This window comes from Nocardia sp. NPDC047654 (assembly GCF_043205035.1).
In the GTDB taxonomy this organism is placed as follows: domain Bacteria; phylum Actinomycetota; class Actinomycetes; order Mycobacteriales; family Mycobacteriaceae; genus Nocardia.
This window is the reverse complement of record NZ_JBIDDF010000001.1, coordinates 549,849-570,445: the sequence shown is the minus strand read 5'-3', so window position 1 is coordinate 570,445 and position 20,597 is coordinate 549,849. Positions and strand designations below refer to the sequence as shown.

Here is a 20,597-nt window from a genome sequence, read left to right as displayed (position 1 = left end):
GAAGGGTTGTACTGATGGCAGGCAAGCGCACCGTACTGACCGTCCGGTTGCGGCGGCTCGCCGCGATGCTGCACGAGATGCGCGAGAATGCCCAGCTCAGCAAGGAAGAGGTCAGCGCGAAGACCGGCATCAACGTCACCACGCTGTACCGGATCGAGACCGCACAGGCCCGTCCGCAGCGACGCACCCTCATGGCGATGCTCGACCTCTACCGCATCGCAGACGAGCAGCGCGAGGATGCGCTGGAGCTCCTGTCCGACGCGCTGAAGCCCGGCATGTCGCGCGCCTACGAGGGCAGCGTGTCGGAGGTCTACGCCGCCTACATCAACTTCGAGTCCGAGGCGTTGTCGGCCCGGCACTACCAAACCTCCATCATCCCAGGGCTTCTGCAGACCTATGAGTACGCAACGGCGGTGATCGACACCTCGATGCCGAAGCTGGAGGCGGCGGTCATGGAGAGCAGGGCGAAGGCCAGGATGGACCGCGCCGTCAACCTGACCAAGGAGAATCCGCTCGAGCTGTGGGTGGTCATGGACGAGGCCGCGATCCGTCGTAGTATCGGCGGACCCGCCGTGATGCGCGGTCAGCTCGACCGGCTCATGCAAGAGATCAAGCGCAAGAACGTGATTCTGCAGATCCTGCCGTTCGACGCGGGCGCGCACCCAGGCATGGCCGGTTCCTTCACCCTGCTGGATTTCCCCGATCCCGCCGATCCCGAACTGGTCTACGTGGAGGGCATCGCGGGAGACGAGCTGATCGAGGGTCATACCGAAATCCGCCGTTTCGGTGTCATTTTCGATCAGCTGCGCGCCATGGCGCTGAGCCCGCGCGACTCCGCGGCCATGATCGTGGAGGCCGCGCGCCGGATGGACCGGATGGAGTAGGGCGTCCGCTCCCCGCGAAACGCGGCGCGCACGGCCCGGTTGATCGACTATTCCGCGGCCGAATGGGTACCCTCGCCCTTACTGCCGAGGGGAGGACGCATGTCCGAAGTCACCGCGAGTCCGACATCGGAATCGGGGCCCGAACTCAAACGGGTGATGGGGCCGGGGCTGCTCTTGCTGTTCGTGGTCGGCGACATCCTCGGCACCGGCATCTACGCGCTCACCGGCAAGGTGGCCAACGAGGTCGGCGGAGCCGTGTGGGTGCCGTTCCTCGTGGCGTTCCTGGTCGCGCTCATCACCGGTTTCAGCTATCTCGAGCTGGTCACCAAATATCCGCACGCCGCGGGCGCCGCCCTGTACACGCACAAGGCGTTCGGCATCCACTTCCTCACCTTCATGGTCGCGTTCGCGGTGATGAGTTCGGGTATCACCTCCGCTTCCACCGCCTCGCGGGCCTTCGCGGCCAACTTCGCCGAAGCCTTCGACCTGGAACTCGGCAGCGGGGCCGCCGTGACGGTGATCGCGCTGCTGTTCATGGCCGTGGTGGCGGCGATCAACCTGCGCGGCGTGAGCGAGGGCGTGAAGCTCAACGTGGTGCTCACCTGTGTGGAGCTGACCGGTCTGCTGATCGTCATCGCGATCGGCTGCTGGGCCTTGGGCGTCGGCGACGGCGACTTCTCGCGCATCGTCGAGTTCGACACCGGGGAGCGCAACGCGGTGGGCGGCGTCATCGTGGCCACCACGCTCGCGTTCTACGCGATGGTCGGGTTCGAGGACTCGGTGAACATGGCCGAGGAGTGCAAGGAGCCCACCCGCATCTTCCCGAAGGTCCTGCTCGCCGGACTGCTCATCACCGGGCTGATCTATGTTCTGGTGTCGATCAGCGCGGTCGCGCTCGTCCCCGCCGACCAGCTCGGTGAAGGCGACACGCCCCTGCTGAAGGTGGTCGAGGTGGGCGCGCCGAGCTTCCCGACCCACGTCTTCGCCTACATCACCATGTTCGCCGTCGCCAATTCGGCGCTGATCAACATGCTGATGGCCAGCCGCCTGATCTACGGCATGGCCCGGCAAGGGGTATTGCCCCGGCCGTTCGGCCGAGTACACGAGCGGCGCCGGACGCCCTTCAACGCCATCATCTTCACCACGCTGCTCGCGCTCGGGCTGATCCTGTTCGTCGGCGAAGTGCCCGAACTCGGCGGTACCACGGCGCTGCTGCTGCTCGCGGTGTTCACCGTGGTCAACGTCGCCGTGCTGGTGCTGCGCCGAGACCCGGTGCCGCACAAACACTTCAAGACGCCGACGCCGCTGCCCGTGCTGGGCGTGCTCACCTGTGGCTTTCTGGTCACACCGTTCACCGGCCGCAACCCGGCGCAATACGCCATCGCCGGCGTGCTGCTGGCCATCGGAATCGCGCTGTGGGGCCTGAACTACCTGGCCATCCGCGCCATGCGGGCACAACCCTTGGACAGCGGGCCGCCCGCGGAGTGACCGATCGGCTTGCGCCCCTGCGGATCACCTCCCTCGGTGTGCCGGAATTCCGTAGATGACTAGTCGCCGCCCGATAGGTAAGGTGGGCGCCGATGACCAGCATGGAAGCCCGTTTCGGGGATGCCGCCCGGACCGTGCCCCTCCCCAACCCGTGGAATCTGACCGCTTATCTGGCTGCGGTGGCGGCCCATCGCGGACGTTCGATCAGCCTGCACCCGGTGCCCAAGGCGATGTTGGCCGACACGGGCTGCGGCGGAGGCGGCCTGTGGGTGGCACGTAAGCACGACGACATCATCGTGTACGACGCCGCGGCGACCGGCCGCAACGCCGATCACGTCATCCTGCACGAGATCGGTCACATGCTGCTGGGTCACCACAAAGACCAGGAACGCGGCGATCCGTTGCCGCCCTCCTTGGCCGTCATCCTGCCCTCGATCTCGCCGCACTCGATCGAACACGTACTAGGCCGTGCGGATTTCGGCGCCGATCGCGAGCGGGAAGCCGAGGTCTTCGCCGACATGACCATGGTGTACTCGACCCTGCCGCGTCGGCGCAAACGGTCGCTCCGGCTGTTCGGGCGTAACCGATAGCTACCAGCGGTCGTAGCGCCCCTCGGGTAGTCGCCTCGCCCCGGCACGCAGATCGTCGACGAGATCCTGATAGCCGTCTGCCAATTCGTCGATCCGGACCCACGCGTCGTAGAAGACCGATTCCGGCGCGTGCGTGAGCGCGACGAATGCCTGGGCGGCCAGCATGGCCAGCCGGTCCACCATGCGGCCCACGGTCTCGGCGTGCTCGGGAGCGGCGGGCGGCGGGATCGGCGTCGCCAGGGTGACCCAGCGGTCGATGCCGCGCACGAGTTGCGCCCGGCGCCGGTCGAGTTTGTCGCATCGGTTCGCGGGCGTGCGTTCGCGCGTCTGGTGCAGCTGAGCCAGTTCGCCGGCCGCATCCAGCATCGGATGATCCATGTGCGGCAACCCACGGAAGGCGGCCAGCAGCAGCTCTTTGCTGGGAATCACCCGGGCCTCGGATACCTGGTCCATTTCCGGAACTCCCCTTCCGACCAGGATGGACGCGTCTCGGCCACGTCCTCGATGCCTTGCTTCGCCGGTGTCCCGGCACTGCCCGAACATCCACATGCGCCTAGCGTGACCGAGAGTCGTGTCTGCCGCCTCGGATTCGGCGAGTTCCGCTCACGCGACACGCCCATCACCCCGATTTTCCGGTCTCCGCCCACCCCCTCAGTCGTGGCAAACATCCAGTGACCTTGTGTTTTTCGAGGATAGAGCTATCTTTCCTGGGACTATTGCCATCCGATCCGACACGCCAGCCACTCGCGAGCGAGCCGGGCAAACGCCGATTGATGCTGTCGCAAACAGGGCGAACGCGGCGGCCCCGGCTTCCGGCAGGCCGCGGCCCAGTAGCCGGCGAGCGCGCAGGCGAAGGCATCGACAGCCGCGGGGGCGACGTCGCGGGTCACCGGATGGATGGCGATGATCGGATCCGGGTCGACACCCGCCGCCGCGATCGACGGTGCGAGGGCGACCAGGTCGATCCACGCGGCGCCCCGGCACGCCCACGCCCAATCCACCGCCAGCACCGTGCCGTCCGCGCGCCGCAGCATGTTGTCCGGCCGGAGATCGGTGTGCAGCAATGTGTCTCCCGCCGCAGCCGCCACCCATGTCGCCTCCAGATCGGCCAATTCCGTCAGGTGACGAACCGACCAGCTGTCCAGGTCCGCGGGCGGCCCCGCGGTGGCGAACGTCCGCCAGCCGACAAGTTCGGGCCCATAGGCGTCCGCCACCGTCGGCACATCCGACAGCGGGCTCGGTGTCAGCTGCGTCGCCAACCGCGTCACCAAGTCGAGGGTGTCCTGCAACTCTCCCGGATCGTCGAGCCGCGGAAACGCCCCCTCGACATCGTCGAACCCGGCGACGAACCACCCCGCTATCTCGCTGACGAACCGGCATTGCGGCGCGGGCGCCGTCGCGGGCAGACGCGACGCGACGTGCGCCTCCTGCCGATACACCTGCGCGAGTTCGTCTCCCGCCTCGATCGCCTTGACGAAGGCCGACTCGCCTCCGACGGTGCGCACGCGCGCCGCTACGCCGTGGCTGAACCCGCCCCGCTGATCCACGGCCGCGCACACGACATCCCCGAGCAGGCGCTCTACTTCCAGTCGCACCGGCCGCGGCACCTCGCCCCACCCGGTCCGTGACGCAGTGCCCAGGTAATTCACCATCGCCCTATGGTCCGAGCCCCACCCGCGAATCGCTACCGAATTACCCGGCCCGGCATGAAGGCTCAGGAAGTGGTCTCATAGGCGTCGAGGTAGTCCTGACCGCCGATATATGTGGTGTGGCCCGGATCCGCGGAAGCGGTGGCGGCCAGGGCGACGGCGGTGGCGAACTCCGTGACGGTGGGCAAAGTGCCCTGGTCGCGGCGCGCGGCGACCGCGTCGGGGTTTCGGCGCTCCAGCAGCTGGACGATGATCGTGCCGTCGATCATGTCGCCGGAGACGACGTGCAAGGCGATGCCCTCGGCGGAGAGTTCCGGGATCATGGCGCGTAGCGCGTCCTCGCCGGCGCGCTTGCTGGCGGCGATGGGTTCGTAGTCGGCGGGCACCGGTTTGCGGCCGTGGAAGTGGGCCTGATGGCTGGTCACGAACACGATCCGCGAACCGGAAGGCATATGCGGCACGGCGAGTCGAACGAGCCGTTCCTGCGCGTCACGGTTGAGGGCCATCGCGTAACCGGGCGAGGCGTTGCGCTCCAGCCCACCGGAGGCGTTGAGGATCAGCACATCCAACCGGCCGAACTCCTCGACCACCCCGGCGACCAGGGCGCCTGCCGAATCCGCGTCGGCGATGTCCGCGCCCGCCGTGGACGCACTGCCGCCTGCCTGCCGGATCGCCTCCGCCAACGCGTCGGCCCGCTTGGCCTTCTCCCGGTAGTTGATCACCACGTGGTCACCCTGTGCCGCGAGCACCCGAGCGGTCTCCGCGCCGATTCCGCGGGAGGCGCCCGTGATCAGAACGATTCGCCGTCCGGTCGTGTCGTCCACTGTCACCCTCTCGGTCCGCCCGGCGGCCCGGGCCAGTGCTTCTATTTCAGAATCACTATGCTGGTTCTAAATGAGAAGCGCAAACGAACCCAAGCCGCCGCGCGGCCGGGACGACCCGGCGAACGCGCCGCTGCTGGCCACCATGGATATGCTCGGCCAGCGCTGGATCCTGCGCATCCTGTGGGAACTGGAACCCGACCGCCTCGGCTTCCTCGAACTGCGCCGACGCATGGGCAATTGCTCCTCCAGCATGCTGTCGGTGCGCTTGCAGCACCTGCAGTCCGCGGGCCTGATCGCGAAGAATCCCGACAAGTCCTATGAATTGACCACCGCGGGCATCGAACTCGGCACGGCGTTGGGGCCGGTTTGGGACTGGTCGCGCCGCTGGCGGGTCACTCCCACCGACGCCGGTACCGACTGACCGGCTCACGCCCCGTGCCTGCGCAACGTCCACGGATCAGGGCGATTGTGCTGGTCGAATCAGCGGAGCTCGCCTCGCTCCGCATCCGAGCCCGAGACTTTTCGGCGAAGTGTGTGAGCTGGTGAGTCGCACCGGGAGGGCGGGGTTGACCTTCGAGTTGGTTGAGGCTCCATGATGGCCGGGTGACGAGTTCGGAGCCCGCAGGGTTGATCACGATCGGTGTGCTCGCGCGGGCCAGCGGGCTCACGGCGAGCGCGCTGCGGTTCTACGACGACTGTGGCCTGCTCGTTCCGGCCCGGGTCGACCCGCTGACCGGATACCGCTATTACGCCGAGGCGCAGCGGGAACGGGCGACGCTCATCCGGCAGCTGCGGGCGATCGAGCTGCCGCTGGAGGCGATCGCGGAGATTCTCGCCGGTGACGCCGAGCGGGCGCGCCGCCTGCTCGATCGTCACGTGGCGGAACTGACGCGCAGAGCGCGCGAAGCCGCGCACGTCGCCGCGGTAGTCAAACAGTCGCTCGGCGCTCACGTGGCGGTCGACGCGGTTGCGCTGACGGAGGCGCTCGAGCAGGTGCGCACCGCCGCTGCCCGGACCCGGGAGATTCCCGTGCTGGCGGGCGTTCTGCTGGAAGCGGGCGCGAACGCCGTCACCCTCACGGCGACCGACCGCTACCGTCTATCCACCCGCACGGTGGTGGCGAAGCGGCAGCACGGCGGCGAATGGTGCGTGGTGCTCGACCCGGACGGACTCGAGTCGATCACCGAACGGCTGCGCGACATGGACGAGGTCGTCGCCGCACCGGCCGACGACGGACTGATTCTGACCGGAGACGGCATCACACACCGCTCGGCGGTCATCGATGGGTCCTTTCCGGATCACCGTGCCGTGCTGTCGGGACTGGGACCGGTTCGCGCCAGGGCGATCGTCGCCCGGGACGGAATGCTGGAGATCCTTGAAAGGGCTGATACCACAGTACGATTCGCGATCGGACCGACCGGGATCATGGCGTCCACACCCGACGGAGCACAGCGCCTGCCCGCGACGGTCACCGGCTCCGCCATGACACTGTCGTTCGCTCCCACGACACTGCTGCCCGCCGTCCACACCGCGCTCGGTCCCGAGCTGATGCTCGACATCATCGCGGCCGATCAGCCGGTGATCCTGCGCTCCGCGACCGACGGAGACCTGACCACTCTGGCGATGCCGGTCCGACCTCCCGACCACAGCACCTCGAGATAGTCGCGGACGACCATCACGCACACATCCCTCAGTCGGCGCACGCCCAGCCGCGCCACCTCTGGTCGGCTGGCGCCGCAATCCGTTCATCCACCTCCCGGTTCCCAGTACGGCTATCTCTGATCGTCAACCCCTCGGTCCGCCACTGCAATCGCCCGATTCGCTGCCGCGCCCACCGGCTTCGATCGCCGTCCCACCCCGCACTCGGGCCGACCGTACGGATGCGCCCACGAGCACCACCTCATCCATGCACACACTGCCCCGAAGGAGACCCGCATGAACTCGGCAACCGACCCCACCATGGACGCCATCACCAGCGCTGTCGCGCTCGGCCGCGAGGGACGCCCGGACGACGCGCGGAATGCTCTGCTCACCGCGTGGGCCGCGCTCGGTCCACAAGGCGACCCGCTGCACCGGTGCACCCTCGCCCACTATCTCGCCGACCTGTACGACGACGCCGCCGAAGCGCTCACCTGGGACATCCGCGCGCTGGACGCCGCCGACAGCCTTACCGACGATCGCGCGCGGAACTACGACGGATCGCTGCGGGTGGCCGCGTTCTACCCGTCACTACACCTCAACCTCGCCGACGACTACCGCAGGCTCGGCTCGTTCGACGCCGCGCAGCGCGAAATCGACGCCGCCCGCGCGTGTCTGCACACACTCGCCGACGACGGCTACGGGGAGACGATCCGAACGGCGGTCGACGAAGTCGAGTCGGCGATCCGCGAACGGCGCACCGAACGCCGGGACTCGGCGCCGACCGGTGGCCGATAACGCGCGAGCAGCCCGCACCGATCCGGTGCGGGCTGCTCGGGAACGGGCCTACTTCAAGCGCAGCTTGCCGAACAGACCGTCCTTCTCGTCATCGGGCCCGGCTGTGAAGTACAGCGAGTCCGCGTCACCGAGGCTCTCGCCGTTGCCGAACATCAACGCCCACAGTCCCTCGATCGCGACCGGCTTGCCGTCGGCATCGCGCAGGTAATCGGCGAACTTGCCGGTGGTGTCGTCGTAGGCCAGCACGTGCCCGGCGCCGCCGAAGTTGCCGACCAGCAGTTTGCCGCTGAGCGGCCCGAACCCGTCCGGCGCGATCGTCACCGCCCATGGCGCGTTGAGGCGCTTGCCGTCGTCGATGATGCGCACCAGCTTGCCGTTGGCGTCGAACTCGGCGAGCTTGCCTTTGTCCGGCTTGCCGCCCGCGTCCTGCTCTTCGTCTCTGTCCAGCGAATCCTCCTCGCCGGCATCGAACCCGGTCGCGTCCTTCTCGTCCGGCTGCGTGGTGGCGTAGGCGACGAACACGCGATCACCGATGGTCGAGACGTTGAACGGCGCCGGATCGCCGGGCTTGGCCTTCTTGCCCTTCTCCGGCACGGCCGGGTCGATCGCGTCGCCGGTCGCGAACGGGTTGGCGAAGCCTGCGGTCGGGATCAGCTGCCAGTTGCGGTCGAACGTCCGGACCTGCGGGTCGGCGCCGAAGTCGGCGGCCAGCAGCTTGTCACCGGACGGGGCGAGCGCGATGCCGAAGAACTGCATCCCCTGCGGCTGGCCGTCGAAGACCAGGTTCGCGGGCCCGTCGTGGCGCACGATCCGGCCCTCTAAACCCAACTCGGTCCAGGCGGAGATCTTGCCGGAGTCGGTGGCGAAGATGAACCGCGCCGAACCGTTCAGCGGCCCGCCTTCCGCCTCCACCGGCTGATCGTGCACGACGAACAGATCGGAGGTGATCGGCGCCGGATTGAACACCACGCCGGTGGTCTTGCCCACGCTCTTGTCCGAAGTGTCGGCATCGGCGCCGGGAATGGTGACGATCTTCAAATCGTCCTGGAAGAGCTTCTGCACCTTCCCGTCCGAGGACTTGGTCACATCGCCGACGAACTGGAACGATCTACCGCCCGCACCGACCCAGAAGTGCCCACCGGCGCCCTTGGGCCGGTCGGCCAGCCCCCAGGCGTTCACCAGGTCGGGAAAAGTGAACTGCGCCTTGTACTCCGCGTTGTTGGCCGCGAGATTGGTCTGGACGTATTTGTTGCCGTCGAGCGCGGGCACGTCGTCCGACTTCGACTCCGAGCAGCCCGCCGCCACGATCAACGCGACACCGAGCGCCGACGCGCGCAGCAGACCACTCCGGGTCCGCGACCGAGGCAGACCGCCACGGTGCGACTCATTCCAACGTCCGTTCAACTTCTTGTTTCCTTTCCGACCACACCACATTGGTGATAAGGCGAAGCTAACCTTAGCGTGGAGCAAATTCGGGAGTACCCGAACGGTTCAACGAGGACGGGTTTAGGCTGTTCGCCGTGGTCGAACCCCAGCCTGCTATTGCTCTGCATCCCGATATCGCTCCGCTCGCTCCACTGCTCGGTACGTGGCGCGGCAACGGGCAGGGGGAATACCCGACCATTCAGCCGTTCGGTTATGTCGAGGAAATCCGGTTCGGCCATCTCGGCCGTCCCTTCCTCACCTACCGGCAGAAGACCCGCGCCGCCGACGGCGGCCGGCCGCTGCACGCCGAGACCGGCTATCTGCGTTGCCCGCGCCCGGACCGCGTCGAATTGATCCTCGCCCATCCCACCGGTATCACCGAAATCTGCGAGGGCTCGCTCGTCGTCGAGGACGGCACGCTGCGCATGGAATTGGACTCCACCGACATCGGCCGCAGCAGCACCGCGAAACTCGTCACGGCCCTCGGCCGGTCGCTGCGCCTGTCCGGCGACACCATCGACTACACACTGCGGATGGCGGCGGTCGGCGAACCACTGCAACATCACCTCGCCGCCACCCTGCTGCGCAACTGAACCGGTCACCGGCGCTTGCTAGAAAGCGCTCGGCAACCGGCGCCGTCCCCTGCTCAACTCTGTGACCAAATCCTCGTAGGCGATCGCCAGCTCGGCCAGCCGCTCCCAGGCGAACCACAGGTCCCACCCCTGATCGTCGGCCATGGCCGCGTATGCGCACGCGCTCAGCCGAGCGAGGCGGTCGACCACCGAGCCGACCGATTCGGTGTGCAGATAGGCCCCGCCACGCGCCGCGGGCAACCGAACCTCGACCCAGCGGTCGACGTCCCGGATCAGCCGGGTCCGGCGCTCATCGATGTCGCCTACCTCTCCCTCGCGCAGCCTGCGCATGTGCAGCTCCGCGAGAGTGCGTGCCCGCAGCAGCACCGGATGTTCCGGCGGCGGCGCGCCCGCCCGGCAGGCTCGCAGTAGCTCACTCCGCGTCGGCAAGCCCTCGCTCACGGCGCGCCTTTCCCGCCCGCGCGGGCCAGCACGCAATTCACGATCACCATGCCGGACGGACGGAACGTGTCACGCGGCGCCACCACCCATCGGCGGAATACGTCGCTCGCGTCGGCGGGCGACGGCAGCGCGATTTCGCTGCCGAACGGCACGACCGAGACATCGAGTCGGAACAGAGCCGCGAACAGCCGCATGTCGTCGGGTATATCGGGCCGGCACAGAAAGGTCCATCGGCGAGAACGAATATGCGCGACGACCGGGCCGAGCGGCCTGCCACGGAAAAGCATGTCGTCACGCACGCACTGCCCCAGCCGGTCGGGCATCGTGATCCCGCCCACCACACCCGCCTTCACCACGATCCGACCCATCTCCAGATGTAACCCGGCGGGCAGCCCACAGGTGCGGCGGTAAAACGCGCAGCGGGACGCGGGAGTGTCCGCGAATGCCGCATGATTCATTCGCCAACCTCGATTCACATAGTTCGGTACGCGATAAATCCCGGTCTGGACCTGTAACCGTTGGGGCGGTTAAGGTTTCAGCACTTCTTCGATTCGGACCGGTCGCGATCAGTAGAGCACCGGAAATTGCTGGGCGGGAACGTTCTCAGTGGTGGAATCGGGCGAAAACCGCCCAGGTTCCAAGGCCCCCCGCCACAAGGTTCCAGTTAGGTACCCGGCCACTAGTTCGGCTACGAAAGGGATTCGTCGTGACTTCAACAGGTTCCACCCTGCCCCGTCGGATGCTGGGGCGGCAGCTGCGGGCGATGCGGATCAGCGCGGGCATCAGCGCGGAGTACGCCCGTGACGCGATCGACGTCAGCAAACAAACGCTGTGGCGGATGGAGACCGGGCAGCCGGTCCGGCTCCATCCCCTGTTCGTGGAGGGGCTGTGCAAGCTATACGGGGCGTCCGAAGAACGCACCGCCATCCTGCTCAACCTGGTTGAGGAGACCAAGCGCACCGGATGGTGGCATGCGTTCAACGACACCATCCTCGAGGACTTCAACCTCTTCGTGGAGTTGGAGGCGACAGCCAAACGCATCGGCTCCTATCAAACAACCCTCCTCCCCGGACTGCTGCAAACCGACGAGTATCGGCGTGCCCTGATCTGGGTCCGCTTCGCGGCGATGTCCGGATCGGAGGTCGAGCGGAAAATGGAAGCTTTCAGGCAGCGGAAAGCGCGCTTGGACAATGACTCTGACCCGGTACGCTTCGAAGCCGTCATCGATGAATCCGCACTGCGCCGGGCGATCGGCGGGCCCTCGGTCATGGAAGACCAGCTCGAGCATTTGATACGAGTCGGTGAACAACCGAATGTTTCGATACATGTGGTGCCACTTGTGGCAGAGGCATACGCCGGGCTGAACGTCGGCTCGTTCGTGATTCTCGACTTCCCGCAGCACCCGATCGCCCATCTCACCGAGCCACCGGTCGTCTACATGCAGGGATTCACCGGTGACCTGTATCTTGAGAAGCCCGACGAGGTCCGGGCTCACCGCCAGGCGTTCGCCGACCTCTTGCGATCGGCCCTCGACCAGGAGAGAAGCCGAGCCCTCATCCGCAAGATCGCCAAGGAGTATGCCGAATGAGCGCCAGCCTATCCGATGCCACCTGGTTCAAGAGCAGCTACAGCAGCGCGGACAGGGACTGCGTGGAGGTCGCTTTCCTGCGCGAAGGTTCGGTGGGGGTGCGCGATTCGAAGAATCCCGCTGGCCCGGCACTTGTGTTCACGCCGAGCGTGTGGGACGGGTTCACGACACACGTAGCCACCGACGAACTCAGCTGACCGAACCGTAGCCAAGCCCGTCGACCACAGCCCCGGCCTTCCCTCGCCGGATGTGCCGGGGCGTGGTGCCGGTGAGTCAAATGTCCATGTCCTGCCGCTTGCACCTGCCGGAAGCCCCCGGTAGCGTCGACACTCGCTGCTGGGGCGGAGGAGCCGGTTCCGTTCCCGGGAAGGGCGTACCAGTACCGGCGGCGGGGGTTCGATGACAAGCAGGTCCAGCAAACGCCTGATTATTCCCGTTCTCGGCGTGATCGTGGCACTGGCGGGATGCTCGACTTCGGACGGCGACGATCAACCGACTGGACAAAGCACCCCATCCTCGGCACCGAGCCTCGCCTCTGACGTGCCCTCCGGTTACCGGCCGTGCGAAGACGTCCCCGAGGCTGTCTTGGACTCGGAAAAGCTGCTCGACAAGACACCCGACAACTCCGAAGCCACCGGCGGTGTGAAATGGCGCGGATGCATGTGGGTTCAGACAGACGGGTACGCGGCCACCATTCAGACGACCAACATCAACGTGGACATGGTTCGGAATAAGAACTTTGCCGACGCCCGTGAGTTTCTCATCGCCGGCCGTCCGTCGATCTCGACACGGCAGGTTGCGGAACGTCTCAAAGAAGCTTGCACCATCAACGTCGAGATGAAGGGCGGCAGCTTGGAGATCAATCTCAGCAACCCCGCATCGAATCGCAATACTGGCTCGCTCGATACATGCGAGCTTGCACGCACGTTGGCCGAAAAGGTTGTTCCCTCAATGCCTACGAACGCATAACCAACTGGTCTTGATCAGACTCACCGGGAGGGGTGAACATGGGTGACGACCAGCCGACCAGGCCAATGGCGAATCTGGTCACGGCGGCGCGTGAGGGTAACGTCGCAGTCCAGATGACAGCGGAAGACTTCGTCTACATCGATCGCGACTGTGATTACTTCAAACGTACGATCCGCCGTATTCAGATGATGATGGATGAGGTCTCGCGACAACCATCGTGGGGGCTTGGCGAGACAGATCAAAAATTAGTGTCAGGGTCCACATTGGTCGACCGCTTCAAGGACAAGGCAAGGGGCGCGGCCGATAACAACAGCGTCTACGCGATCTTGGACGACCATTATCGCATCGTCGAGGACATCCAAGAGGTACACCGGATAGCCCGCGATCGAATGATGCAGGCGGACAGCAACTTTGCTGCGGAGTTCGAGCGACTGAACACAACACTTCCGGAGCGACCACCCGTCCAGCGTCCGGCAGGACCCGTCTCACTTCCGGATGGAACAGGCAGATGAGCGCCTACGAGAGCCCGCGCATTCCGAATGGCGGCGAGCATCCCGACAATTGGGGTCACTCCGAGATCAACGATGCGTTCAAGCCGCTCGATAACGGTGGCGCTTTCATGCAAGCTGACAAGTACTGGCAGGCTCGCAGCGAATGGGAGCAGGGTGTGGAAACCTTCGCCCGCTCCATCCAAACCTCCATCGCTCAAGCCTGGTCCGGCCCCGCAGCGGAGCAATCCAAGAGCGCGATCGCCAAGTACACCAGTGAAGCGCAGAATTTGACGACTTCCCTCGATGAGCTGTACTGCCGGGTCCGCGACGCCGCCACCGCAATCGCCGATACGAAGAAGGCGCTCCCGGACCTCGTCGAGTTCTCCGTCGGGGAGAGGATCTTTCATCCGACGCGCTGGATTCTGTCGGACGACCGGTCCGAGGCCGAGCAATCCGCGCGGGTCGCGATGAAGGAGTTCTACGTACAGCCGTTCAGCGAGATGGACGGCAAGATCCCGGTGCTGCCCACTCCGGTCGGCCCGACCGCATCGGTGGACATTCCAGCGCCCCCGCCGGGCGGATACCACAGCGACGACAGTGGCGGACCCACGACAAACGACCCCGGCACCAGCCCTACTGCCACCGATTCCGGTACCCCGGGCGATGAGGACGGCGACGGCAAGCCCGACGAGACGAGCACCGAGGAGCCGCAGTCCACCGTCGAGTCGACGCAGGACGAACAATCCTCCGACACGACAGCGACGGACACCTCGACCACACCCGCAGGCGTCGACCCCGCGTCGACGACTCCCGCCAGTACCACTGACCCGACCAAAACCGTGCCGGCCGGCACGCCGACTCCGCACAGCCCGGGCTCCCCGGGCAGTCCCGGAACTCCCAGCACCACGAACCAGCCGCAACCGGGGCGCAGCATCGCGGGCGCACCGGGCACCCCGAGCACATCGGTGAATCCGGCTGCGACAACGAACACCTCGGTCCGCGGCACGAGCGGTACGCCGGGCATGATGGCCCCCGGTGCTCGCGGCGGCGGCAAGGACGACGAATCCGAGCACAAGACACCGGACTACCTGATCACCCAGGAGAACACCGACGAGCTGCTCGGCGAAGTCCCGAGGACCCTGCCCGGCGGCGTCATCGGCGGCACGCCCGACTGACCGGGCCGCACCCTTCTCGACTTCGCGCGCGCCCGAATCGCGTATCGGCGGCGGGCGTGCGCGCGTGGACATTGGCCGCCTTCACGCGGCCGGATTGGACCTCACATGGCTGAATGGACCTGGGATCCCGACGACTTCGCCGCGCTCTGGTTCGGCGACGCCCACGATCGCATCCCCGGCCCCTTGCGCTACACCAGTCGTTTCGCCTTCCGCGACGACTTCGCCGCCCACCGCACCGCCGTGTGGGAGCGCTATTCCGCCGACGAACGCGACGAGATCGCCGCGGCCTTCCGCACCTTGGGCGACTCCCACCTCCGCATCGAAATCCTCGGCGGCACGTGCAAGCACAAGAACAGCACCGGTCCCGACGACATCCGCGAGTACCGGATCCTCGGCGCACGCGACAGCTACCGCGCCGTCGTCCTCAGCCAAGCGGGCAATCGAACCGAGCACGGCCCGATCCGCGCACGCATGTTCCCCGCCGATCAACTCCCGGCACGCCTCGTGAACGCCATCCCTCCCTGCGCCCCCGGAGCCGAGCGACCGGCCACCTTCCACCCCCATGACCTGACCCCCCGCCGCGACACCTACCTCCACGACAATGCCCGCAACACTCCCCGCGAGCAATACCAGCGCCTCCTCGGCCGCCCCGTCGACGGCGGCGGCACCGCCGTTCTCCTCACCGCTCCCTTACATACCCGCACAAAACCCACCAAAGTCCTCCAATGGCACGACATCTCCGACGACGGCCGCTACACCGAACACCGCACCGACCACATCACCGTCCGCCCCACCACCCCCACCGACCTGACCACCCACTTCACCACCTGGATCACCCAGGCCCTCGAACACCTCGAATCCACCCGCCCCGAAACCTGGTAGGCGTGGGTCCGCTGCTCGCCGGTCGCGCGGGGACTGGATCCAGCGGCGGTGCGTCCGTACGCGACCGAGCCTCGTCTCCACGTGACTCTGCCGGGGCGCATGGTATTGCCCGAGTGTGGTTCTCGCGGCGAAGCACGCTGCGGCAGGACCGAGCGTCCAAGACGTGACCTCGCCCTTGCCGGGGCAGCAAACAGAACGGTAGTGTCTGTTCGGCAACAGCCTGAGGGGAACGAACCACTGGATTGCTGGAGCAGCACGGCTGGCCGCGAGGGGGCTGGTGACCTGCGGCGCCGCGATGAATTGCAGCCCGTTTGTCACTTGATTCGGTAGCGACCATTCGGCAGAACAATCCCACTGCAGTGAAGACAAAGGGGGAAGTGTGGCCACTGGCTTGATCGGAGTCGGCGTGTTCACAATGAATCTGGACGAAGACCGCCTTCCGGTAAACGTCGATGTGAGCCGGAATATCCATGACCGCCTTGATCCACCGGACCTCTCCGCGGCGGCGATGACCGGCTATTATTTGGCGCTGTGGCGGCATGACGCGCCGGTCATCGCATCTGGCAGATGGACCGAACTGACCGTATCCCCTTCTCGCCGTACACAACTGATCACGCTCCTCGACACCCGATCGCTCGCCGAATACGAGATGGTCGAACGATCACTGCGAATGAGTGATGAATTCGTAGGGCGAGGGCCGGTGACCGACTCCGGAGTGCCCTCGATCACGGTGGCCGCGAGCATCTCGCGCATCGGCAGTATCGAGATCGATCCGCGGTGGGCGGCCACGGCCAGCCCGTCCTACATCGCGCACGACATCCTCGACTGCGCGAATCAGATCCGGCAACAGCGCCCACGGTTCCACGAGGACGGGACATGGGCCGACCGCACCGATGATGCGCTCGAACACGAACTCGCGGAATACAAGCGCTACCTGATGAGGAACTCGTAATGGTCAATTTCTCAGCGGATCTGAACCAACTCGTCAAGGCCGCCAGAGCCTGGGATCACGCGTCGGATGCCCTCACCGTCGCCGCTACCGAGGCGCAGAGCATCCATTTCAGTCACCAGGACGTCGCCTGGGGACTGTTCCAAGAAGCTTGGGAGGCTCAGATGGCGGCCGCACGGTATATGTACGACAGACTGGTCGAGGGAAGAGATGAAACCGATTCCATCGCCAGAGTTCTGGACCATGTCGCCAAGGTATATCAGGAGCAGGACCAGAACTTCGCGAACGTCCTGATCGAGCTGGAAGCGGATTACTGATGGGTGCGACGAAGTCTCTGGACGAGATCAACACGGTACTCGATAGGTTCTCGGACCAGATCGCGGAGATCAGGAGCCAACCCGCCAAGGTGGATGAGGCATTCCGGAAGGCGGCCATCGCCGCCGCCGAGGTCGAGGCAGCGACATTCTTCGGAATGACGGGTGCGGTAGCAGGTGCCGTCTACGGCGCGATGACCGAGGACGACTTCACCGGTTACATGCAGGACCACAAGGAAGAGATCAAGAAGAAGATCCAGGAGCTCTTGGACAAGCTGCAGGGCGCGGTCGACAGTTTGAAGGCACCCATCGCCTTCCTGCGGACGAGCGAGGCATGGACGACGCTGAAGGGGAAGATCGGCGGCGCGCAGAACAACGAGGTGAACAACGGGAACGTCATCGGCTACTGGACAGGAGCGGCGGCACTCAAGTACACAGCGGCGCGCACACTCCAGGACACCGCAATGGATTCCGCAAAATCAACCTGCGACAAGATGACCGAAGCACTTGCCAAGGTATCGGACATCGCTTGGGACTTCTATTCCAAGATCGTCACGGACATCGCGGACCTGCTCATAAAACTCGGGACAGCTCTTGCCAAGATCGTCACCTTCGTCGCCGCTCCGATGGTGATTTCCGATACGATTGATATCCTCGGAAAAGCAATCAGCAGCGCCGTCGAGTACACAAAAAATCTTACAGATGCCCTCCTCTTGCAAAGGCAGAGTATCGGCAAGATCAAGGAATCGACAGAAAGTCAGAAAGGATTTCATAACAATCGGTGGCCGCGTAGCGCTTCCGACGACTTCAACACCAAATCTCCCAGCTCTGAATGGCAGGCGACATGAACCTGCGAAAACTGCTGACCATTTCGGCGGTGGCGGTGCTACTTTCGGCCTGCGATCTGTTTTCCCACACTCATCCCGAAGAGTATGAGATACCGACGAGCAGCCACACCATCCAGGAGCTGTGCGACTCTACGAAACCGTTTTTCATCACCCGAGCTGGTGCCGAGAATCTAAGGGTCAGCGTCGGTGCTGGCGGAAAGGCACTGACCGATGAGATCGGCACCGGTAACGGGTGCTTCTATGAGAAGGCGGACGGTTCCGCATGGCTGTCTTCCCTCGGATATGTATCGCTGTTTCGCGTCACCAGTGGTCACACCCTGTCCACACCTCCCGCGACGACAGAGAACTACCCGACCAAGGTTCTGACTGTGGACGGCGCGACCATCAAGGTGGCTACCGAGCCACTGCCCAAGGGAGGCGATCACGCCACCACACTGCTCGATGTCGACCTCATCGCCACACTCGACGGCTGGAAGGGCGAACTCCACTTCAGAGCCACCGAAGACCAAATCACGCGAGATGACAAACCGACACAAGAGGGCGCGCAAGCACTGGTGCACATGATCCGCACGTTGAAGGGCTGATCGCTCTCGCTTGGGGCGTGGAACGACAACGCGCTTGGTTGGCTTTCAGCCGGTCGAGGAATCCCCCTCAGACGCAATGCGCTACTACCGGCTCCACGATATCCGCTCCCGATCAGGCGTTGGAGTCCGGCGGCGGTTTCGGCCCCCGCTACGGGCGACACCAGCGTCACGATCGCCGGTTCGGGATTCACCGGCCCGCCGACGGTGCGCTTCGGCTCCACCGCAACAACTTTCATCATCGACTCCATCACGGCGATCGTCCCGGCTTCGGGCCCCGGGCGGGAACAGCGTCACGATTTCCGGCACCTGGTTCACCGGTCCGCCGACCGTACGGTTCGGAAGCACCGCGACGACCCTCACGATCGACTCGTCGACGCAGACCACCGCCATCGCTCCGGCCCACGCGGCGGGAGACGTACAGGTGACCGTCACCGGCTCCGGTGGCACCAGCAACGGCCGCACATACACCTGCGTCGGATCGAGACAGCTCACGGGCCGTCGCCGGGGTTCCGGCGACGGCCCAATCGCGTTGGGTCCGATCGGCTCCGACGCTCTCCCGAGTCGGCATTGAACAGACCGACCAGCATCATCTGAAGCTCCCGCACACACCGGCGCCTGCGAGCAGACATGATCCGCTGCCGAGGAGACGGACATAGATACAGCGATAGGTGTTGTGCGCGAGCATATTTCGCTCGGAGCACCGGTTAGCCGAAGTCATGGTCGACCACCCCGACCGGCCACGCCGATGAGATCGTCGCTGCGGCAAGGCCGCACGATGTGTTCACGCCGGAGCCGCGGCACTGGTCAATACCTGGCAACAATCTGGAAAACGGACAAGAACGGATCATTCGACGCATTGCCGACCCGCAGATCCTGGGGCATAACGGAGTTAACCGGTTCACGACTACCGTCGGACACCCCCGGCACGGAGGAACCAGCAAACAGGGAGGCAGCGTTATGCCTACATTCCTCTCCCCGCCCTCGGGACACAAACCACGGGGTCCTCGCGTCACGGCGACAACCGGCAATCCAGTGGACGGCACCGCTCCGATGCGGGCCGCAGCGCCGCACCACGAACCCTCCTTCACCGCACACGGGTTCACCTAGATGGCGTGGGGGGCCTGCGACAACGCGATCCGGACGCCGCACCGGGCCGAAATCCGGCCAACCTCACGAACGCACAGCTTTCGGACGGCGGAATCCGCGATCGGTCGACGGCACCGTCGGTGCCACAACAAGAAAGAAAGGGAAGAACCGATGAACAAAGTAATCACCATCCTGCACAGCGAGCCCGTCCGCGCCTTGCTGTACCCGCTGCTGGCGGCGCTGATCGGCTACGGGGTCACCAAGGGCGTCCTCTCGTCCGACCTCTCGGGTTTCGTCCTCGCCATCGCCGCGGCGGCTCTGGGCCTGCCCGCGGTCGAGTCGGCGCGCCACCGGGTCAGCCCGGCGCCACCGGACAGCGGTGAACCAGCATGAGGACCCCGAAGGAAAGGACCCGCCACGACCCCTTCGAGGTGGTGCTGTGCGCTGTGTTCGGTGTCTCGATGCTGTTGCAGTGCATCTACGGCCCGCCGCCCGCATCGGCGACCACGGCCATGCCGACCGGATTCCGCACGCTGTGGCTCGTCCTCATGTTGATCGGCTGCGTCGCGACGCTGGTCGGTCTGTTCGCCCGGCGCGTCTGGGGCTATCTGGTCGAGCAGGTCGGCCTAGGGGCGCTCGGCTGGTCACTGGTGGCCTTCGGCGCGCAACTGCTTTTGTTGCAGATCCAGCACCGAACCATCGGTCCGGCCACGGTTCTCGGGGGGCCGCTGCCCATCGCGCTGGGCATCGCGTTCCTGTGGAAGCGCCGACAGGTACTGCAGGACGTCCGGGCGCTGCGCTCGGTGAAGATCCGGGAGGCGCCATGAACATCATCCAGCAGTCGCCGATCTTCGCGGCGCTCGTCCTCATCGCCAGCTCGTCGGTACTGTCGGCGGCCGTCACCGCGTGGTTCAAGCGCGGCGACGTCGACGCTCACATGACGAAGACCAAGGCCGACGCCGCGAAAGTCCTGAGCGACCTCGCCATTTCCCAAACTCAGCAGATGTCCGAGCAGATGGGCGAGTTCCGCATGGCGCTGCGGGTGCACCGCGAGTGGGATCGCAAGATGGTGACCCAGGCACGGCAGGCGGGCATCGAATTCGACGATCCACCGGAGCTGTTCCTGTAACGCGAGAAGCCGCTTTCCGGACGGAACGTTGACGGACGTTCCGGTTGGTCGCCAATCGTTCGCCAGCAACGCGACCCTCGGCGGGCTCACCGCTGGCGCGCCCTCCGGCAGCGGTGGCAAAGCCCCGTCGAAAAGAACGCTGTCACAACGCCTGCCAGGACGTTCACGTCACATCGCGACGCGCCGTTGCCAATCCGAAAACGGACCAAAACGGATCATCAGACACGTTGCCAGGCACCGATTCAAAGGAGT

Annotated in this window: 27 protein-coding genes and 1 pseudogene; 22 read left to right on the top strand and 6 right to left on the bottom strand. The window is 65.6% G+C overall.

Annotation, left to right across the window (positions count from 1 at the left end):
- Positions 1-14 precede the first annotated feature (14 nt).
- The 3 genes from ACGF7Y_RS02660 to ACGF7Y_RS02650 all read left to right on the top strand — a co-directional run bounded on the left by ACGF7Y_RS02660 (position 15) and on the right by ACGF7Y_RS02650 (position 2,962).
- Positions 15-884 (top strand): helix-turn-helix domain-containing protein, encoded by an 870-nt coding sequence (locus ACGF7Y_RS02660; protein WP_393228519.1) that lies wholly within the window; start codon positions 15-17, stop codon positions 882-884.
- Between the two features lie 99 nt (positions 885-983).
- Complete coding sequence (locus tag ACGF7Y_RS02655; RefSeq protein ID WP_393228517.1) at positions 984-2,372, top strand: APC family permease; 1,389 nt, start codon at positions 984-986, stop codon at positions 2,370-2,372.
- Between the two features lie 92 nt (positions 2,373-2,464).
- Positions 2,465-2,962, top strand: a complete 498-nt coding sequence (locus tag ACGF7Y_RS02650; RefSeq protein WP_393228515.1) for a hypothetical protein — start codon at positions 2,465-2,467, stop codon at positions 2,960-2,962.
- Here the strand turns inward: ACGF7Y_RS02650 and ACGF7Y_RS02645 are convergent, their stop codons facing one another.
- The 3 genes from ACGF7Y_RS02645 to ACGF7Y_RS02635 all read right to left on the bottom strand — a co-directional run bounded on the left by ACGF7Y_RS02645 (position 2,963) and on the right by ACGF7Y_RS02635 (position 5,441).
- Positions 2,963-3,415, bottom strand: coding sequence for a DUF4254 domain-containing protein (locus ACGF7Y_RS02645; RefSeq protein ID WP_393228513.1), 453 nt, complete (start codon positions 3,413-3,415; stop codon positions 2,963-2,965).
- A 260-nt stretch (positions 3,416-3,675) separates the two neighbouring features.
- A complete protein-coding gene (locus ACGF7Y_RS02640; protein ID WP_393228511.1) occupies positions 3,676-4,614 on the bottom strand; it encodes a phosphotransferase family protein in 939 nt (312 codons plus the stop codon).
- Between the two features lie 62 nt (positions 4,615-4,676).
- Positions 4,677-5,441 (bottom strand): SDR family oxidoreductase, encoded by a 765-nt coding sequence (locus tag ACGF7Y_RS02635; RefSeq protein WP_393228509.1) that lies wholly within the window; start codon positions 5,439-5,441, stop codon positions 4,677-4,679.
- A gap of 64 nt (positions 5,442-5,505) precedes the next feature.
- Here ACGF7Y_RS02635 and ACGF7Y_RS02630 point away from each other — a divergent pair, with 64 nt between their 5' ends.
- From ACGF7Y_RS02630 to ACGF7Y_RS02620, 3 genes are all read left to right on the top strand, one after another.
- Entirely contained in the window at positions 5,506-5,856 is a 351-nt protein-coding gene (locus tag ACGF7Y_RS02630) for a helix-turn-helix domain-containing protein (protein ID WP_357033881.1), read from the top strand.
- Between the two features lie 182 nt (positions 5,857-6,038).
- Positions 6,039-7,097: a MerR family transcriptional regulator gene (locus ACGF7Y_RS02625; RefSeq protein WP_393228507.1), complete on the top strand. Its 1,059-nt coding sequence runs from the start codon at positions 6,039-6,041 to the stop codon at positions 7,095-7,097.
- 273 nt (positions 7,098-7,370) lie between these two features.
- The gene (locus ACGF7Y_RS02620) at positions 7,371-7,871 is read left to right on the top strand and encodes a hypothetical protein (protein WP_393228505.1); all 501 of its coding nucleotides are present in this window, start codon (positions 7,371-7,373) and stop codon (positions 7,869-7,871) included.
- Positions 7,872-7,919: 48 nt separating this feature from the next.
- On the opposite strand, the gene ACGF7Y_RS02615 is transcribed toward ACGF7Y_RS02620, so the two are convergent.
- Complete coding sequence (locus ACGF7Y_RS02615; protein WP_393228503.1) at positions 7,920-9,275, bottom strand: TIGR03118 family protein; 1,356 nt, start codon at positions 9,273-9,275, stop codon at positions 7,920-7,922.
- Positions 9,276-9,391: 116 nt separating this feature from the next.
- On the opposite strand from ACGF7Y_RS02615, the gene ACGF7Y_RS02610 reads away from it, so the two are divergent.
- On the top strand, positions 9,392-9,889 hold the full coding sequence (locus ACGF7Y_RS02610; protein ID WP_157106686.1) for a peroxynitrite isomerase: 498 nt from the start codon (positions 9,392-9,394) through the stop codon (positions 9,887-9,889).
- Positions 9,890-9,907: 18 nt separating this feature from the next.
- On the opposite strand, the gene ACGF7Y_RS02605 is transcribed toward ACGF7Y_RS02610, so the two are convergent.
- The gene (locus ACGF7Y_RS02605) at positions 9,908-10,330 is read right to left on the bottom strand and encodes a DUF4254 domain-containing protein (RefSeq protein WP_393228501.1); all 423 of its coding nucleotides are present in this window, start codon (positions 10,328-10,330) and stop codon (positions 9,908-9,910) included.
- A complete protein-coding gene (locus ACGF7Y_RS02600; protein ID WP_393228499.1) occupies positions 10,327-10,788 on the bottom strand; it encodes a DNA-directed RNA polymerase subunit beta in 462 nt (153 codons plus the stop codon). Before ACGF7Y_RS02600 ends, ACGF7Y_RS02605 begins: the two co-directional genes overlap by 4 nt.
- A 281-nt stretch (positions 10,789-11,069) precedes the next feature.
- On the opposite strand from ACGF7Y_RS02600, the gene ACGF7Y_RS02595 reads away from it, so the two are divergent.
- From ACGF7Y_RS02595 to ACGF7Y_RS02525, 15 genes and pseudogenes are all read left to right on the top strand, one after another.
- The gene (locus ACGF7Y_RS02595) at positions 11,070-11,918 is read left to right on the top strand and encodes a helix-turn-helix domain-containing protein (protein ID WP_393228497.1); all 849 of its coding nucleotides are present in this window, start codon (positions 11,070-11,072) and stop codon (positions 11,916-11,918) included.
- The gene (locus ACGF7Y_RS02590) at positions 11,915-12,115 is read left to right on the top strand and encodes a DUF397 domain-containing protein (protein WP_393228495.1); all 201 of its coding nucleotides are present in this window, start codon (positions 11,915-11,917) and stop codon (positions 12,113-12,115) included. The genes ACGF7Y_RS02595 and ACGF7Y_RS02590 overlap by 4 nt, the downstream gene beginning before the upstream one ends.
- A gap of 202 nt (positions 12,116-12,317) precedes the next feature.
- Positions 12,318-12,887, top strand: a complete 570-nt coding sequence (locus tag ACGF7Y_RS02585) for a DUF3558 domain-containing protein (protein WP_393228493.1) — start codon at positions 12,318-12,320, stop codon at positions 12,885-12,887.
- A gap of 38 nt (positions 12,888-12,925) precedes the next feature.
- The gene (locus tag ACGF7Y_RS02580; protein WP_393228491.1) at positions 12,926-13,399 is read left to right on the top strand and encodes a hypothetical protein; all 474 of its coding nucleotides are present in this window, start codon (positions 12,926-12,928) and stop codon (positions 13,397-13,399) included.
- Entirely contained in the window at positions 13,396-14,553 is a 1,158-nt protein-coding gene (locus tag ACGF7Y_RS02575) for a hypothetical protein (RefSeq protein WP_393228489.1), read from the top strand. The genes ACGF7Y_RS02580 and ACGF7Y_RS02575 overlap by 4 nt, the downstream gene beginning before the upstream one ends.
- Positions 14,554-14,658: 105 nt before the next feature.
- Positions 14,659-15,435, top strand: coding sequence for an ESX secretion-associated protein EspG (locus ACGF7Y_RS02570; RefSeq protein ID WP_393228487.1), 777 nt, complete (start codon positions 14,659-14,661; stop codon positions 15,433-15,435).
- Positions 15,436-15,826: 391 nt separating this feature from the next.
- Positions 15,827-16,387, top strand: coding sequence for a hypothetical protein (locus tag ACGF7Y_RS02565; protein WP_393228485.1), 561 nt, complete (start codon positions 15,827-15,829; stop codon positions 16,385-16,387).
- Positions 16,387-16,701 carry a hypothetical protein gene (locus tag ACGF7Y_RS02560; protein ID WP_393228483.1) on the top strand — a complete coding sequence of 105 codons (315 nt, stop codon included), beginning with the start codon at positions 16,387-16,389 and terminating at the stop codon, positions 16,699-16,701. Before ACGF7Y_RS02565 ends, ACGF7Y_RS02560 begins: the two co-directional genes overlap by 1 nt.
- Positions 16,701-17,546 carry a hypothetical protein gene (locus ACGF7Y_RS02555; protein ID WP_393228481.1) on the top strand — a complete coding sequence of 282 codons (846 nt, stop codon included), beginning with the start codon at positions 16,701-16,703 and terminating at the stop codon, positions 17,544-17,546. Before ACGF7Y_RS02560 ends, ACGF7Y_RS02555 begins: the two co-directional genes overlap by 1 nt.
- Positions 17,531-18,130, top strand: a complete 600-nt coding sequence (locus tag ACGF7Y_RS02550) for a hypothetical protein (RefSeq protein ID WP_393228479.1) — start codon at positions 17,531-17,533, stop codon at positions 18,128-18,130. The genes ACGF7Y_RS02555 and ACGF7Y_RS02550 overlap by 16 nt, the downstream gene beginning before the upstream one ends.
- A 60-nt stretch (positions 18,131-18,190) precedes the next feature.
- A pseudogene (locus ACGF7Y_RS02545) lies at positions 18,191-18,397 on the top strand (IPT/TIG domain-containing protein); the annotation flags it as partial.
- Between the two features lie 28 nt (positions 18,398-18,425).
- The gene (locus ACGF7Y_RS02540; RefSeq protein WP_393230884.1) at positions 18,426-18,701 is read left to right on the top strand and encodes an IPT/TIG domain-containing protein; all 276 of its coding nucleotides are present in this window, start codon (positions 18,426-18,428) and stop codon (positions 18,699-18,701) included.
- Positions 18,702-19,387: 686 nt separating this feature from the next.
- Complete coding sequence (locus tag ACGF7Y_RS02535; RefSeq protein ID WP_393228478.1) at positions 19,388-19,609, top strand: hypothetical protein; 222 nt, start codon at positions 19,388-19,390, stop codon at positions 19,607-19,609.
- Positions 19,606-20,043 carry a hypothetical protein gene (locus ACGF7Y_RS02530; protein WP_393228477.1) on the top strand — a complete coding sequence of 146 codons (438 nt, stop codon included), beginning with the start codon at positions 19,606-19,608 and terminating at the stop codon, positions 20,041-20,043. Before ACGF7Y_RS02535 ends, ACGF7Y_RS02530 begins: the two co-directional genes overlap by 4 nt.
- Positions 20,040-20,345 (top strand): hypothetical protein, encoded by a 306-nt coding sequence (locus tag ACGF7Y_RS02525; protein WP_393228475.1) that lies wholly within the window; start codon positions 20,040-20,042, stop codon positions 20,343-20,345. Before ACGF7Y_RS02530 ends, ACGF7Y_RS02525 begins: the two co-directional genes overlap by 4 nt.
- Positions 20,346-20,597: the final 252 nt, after the last annotated feature.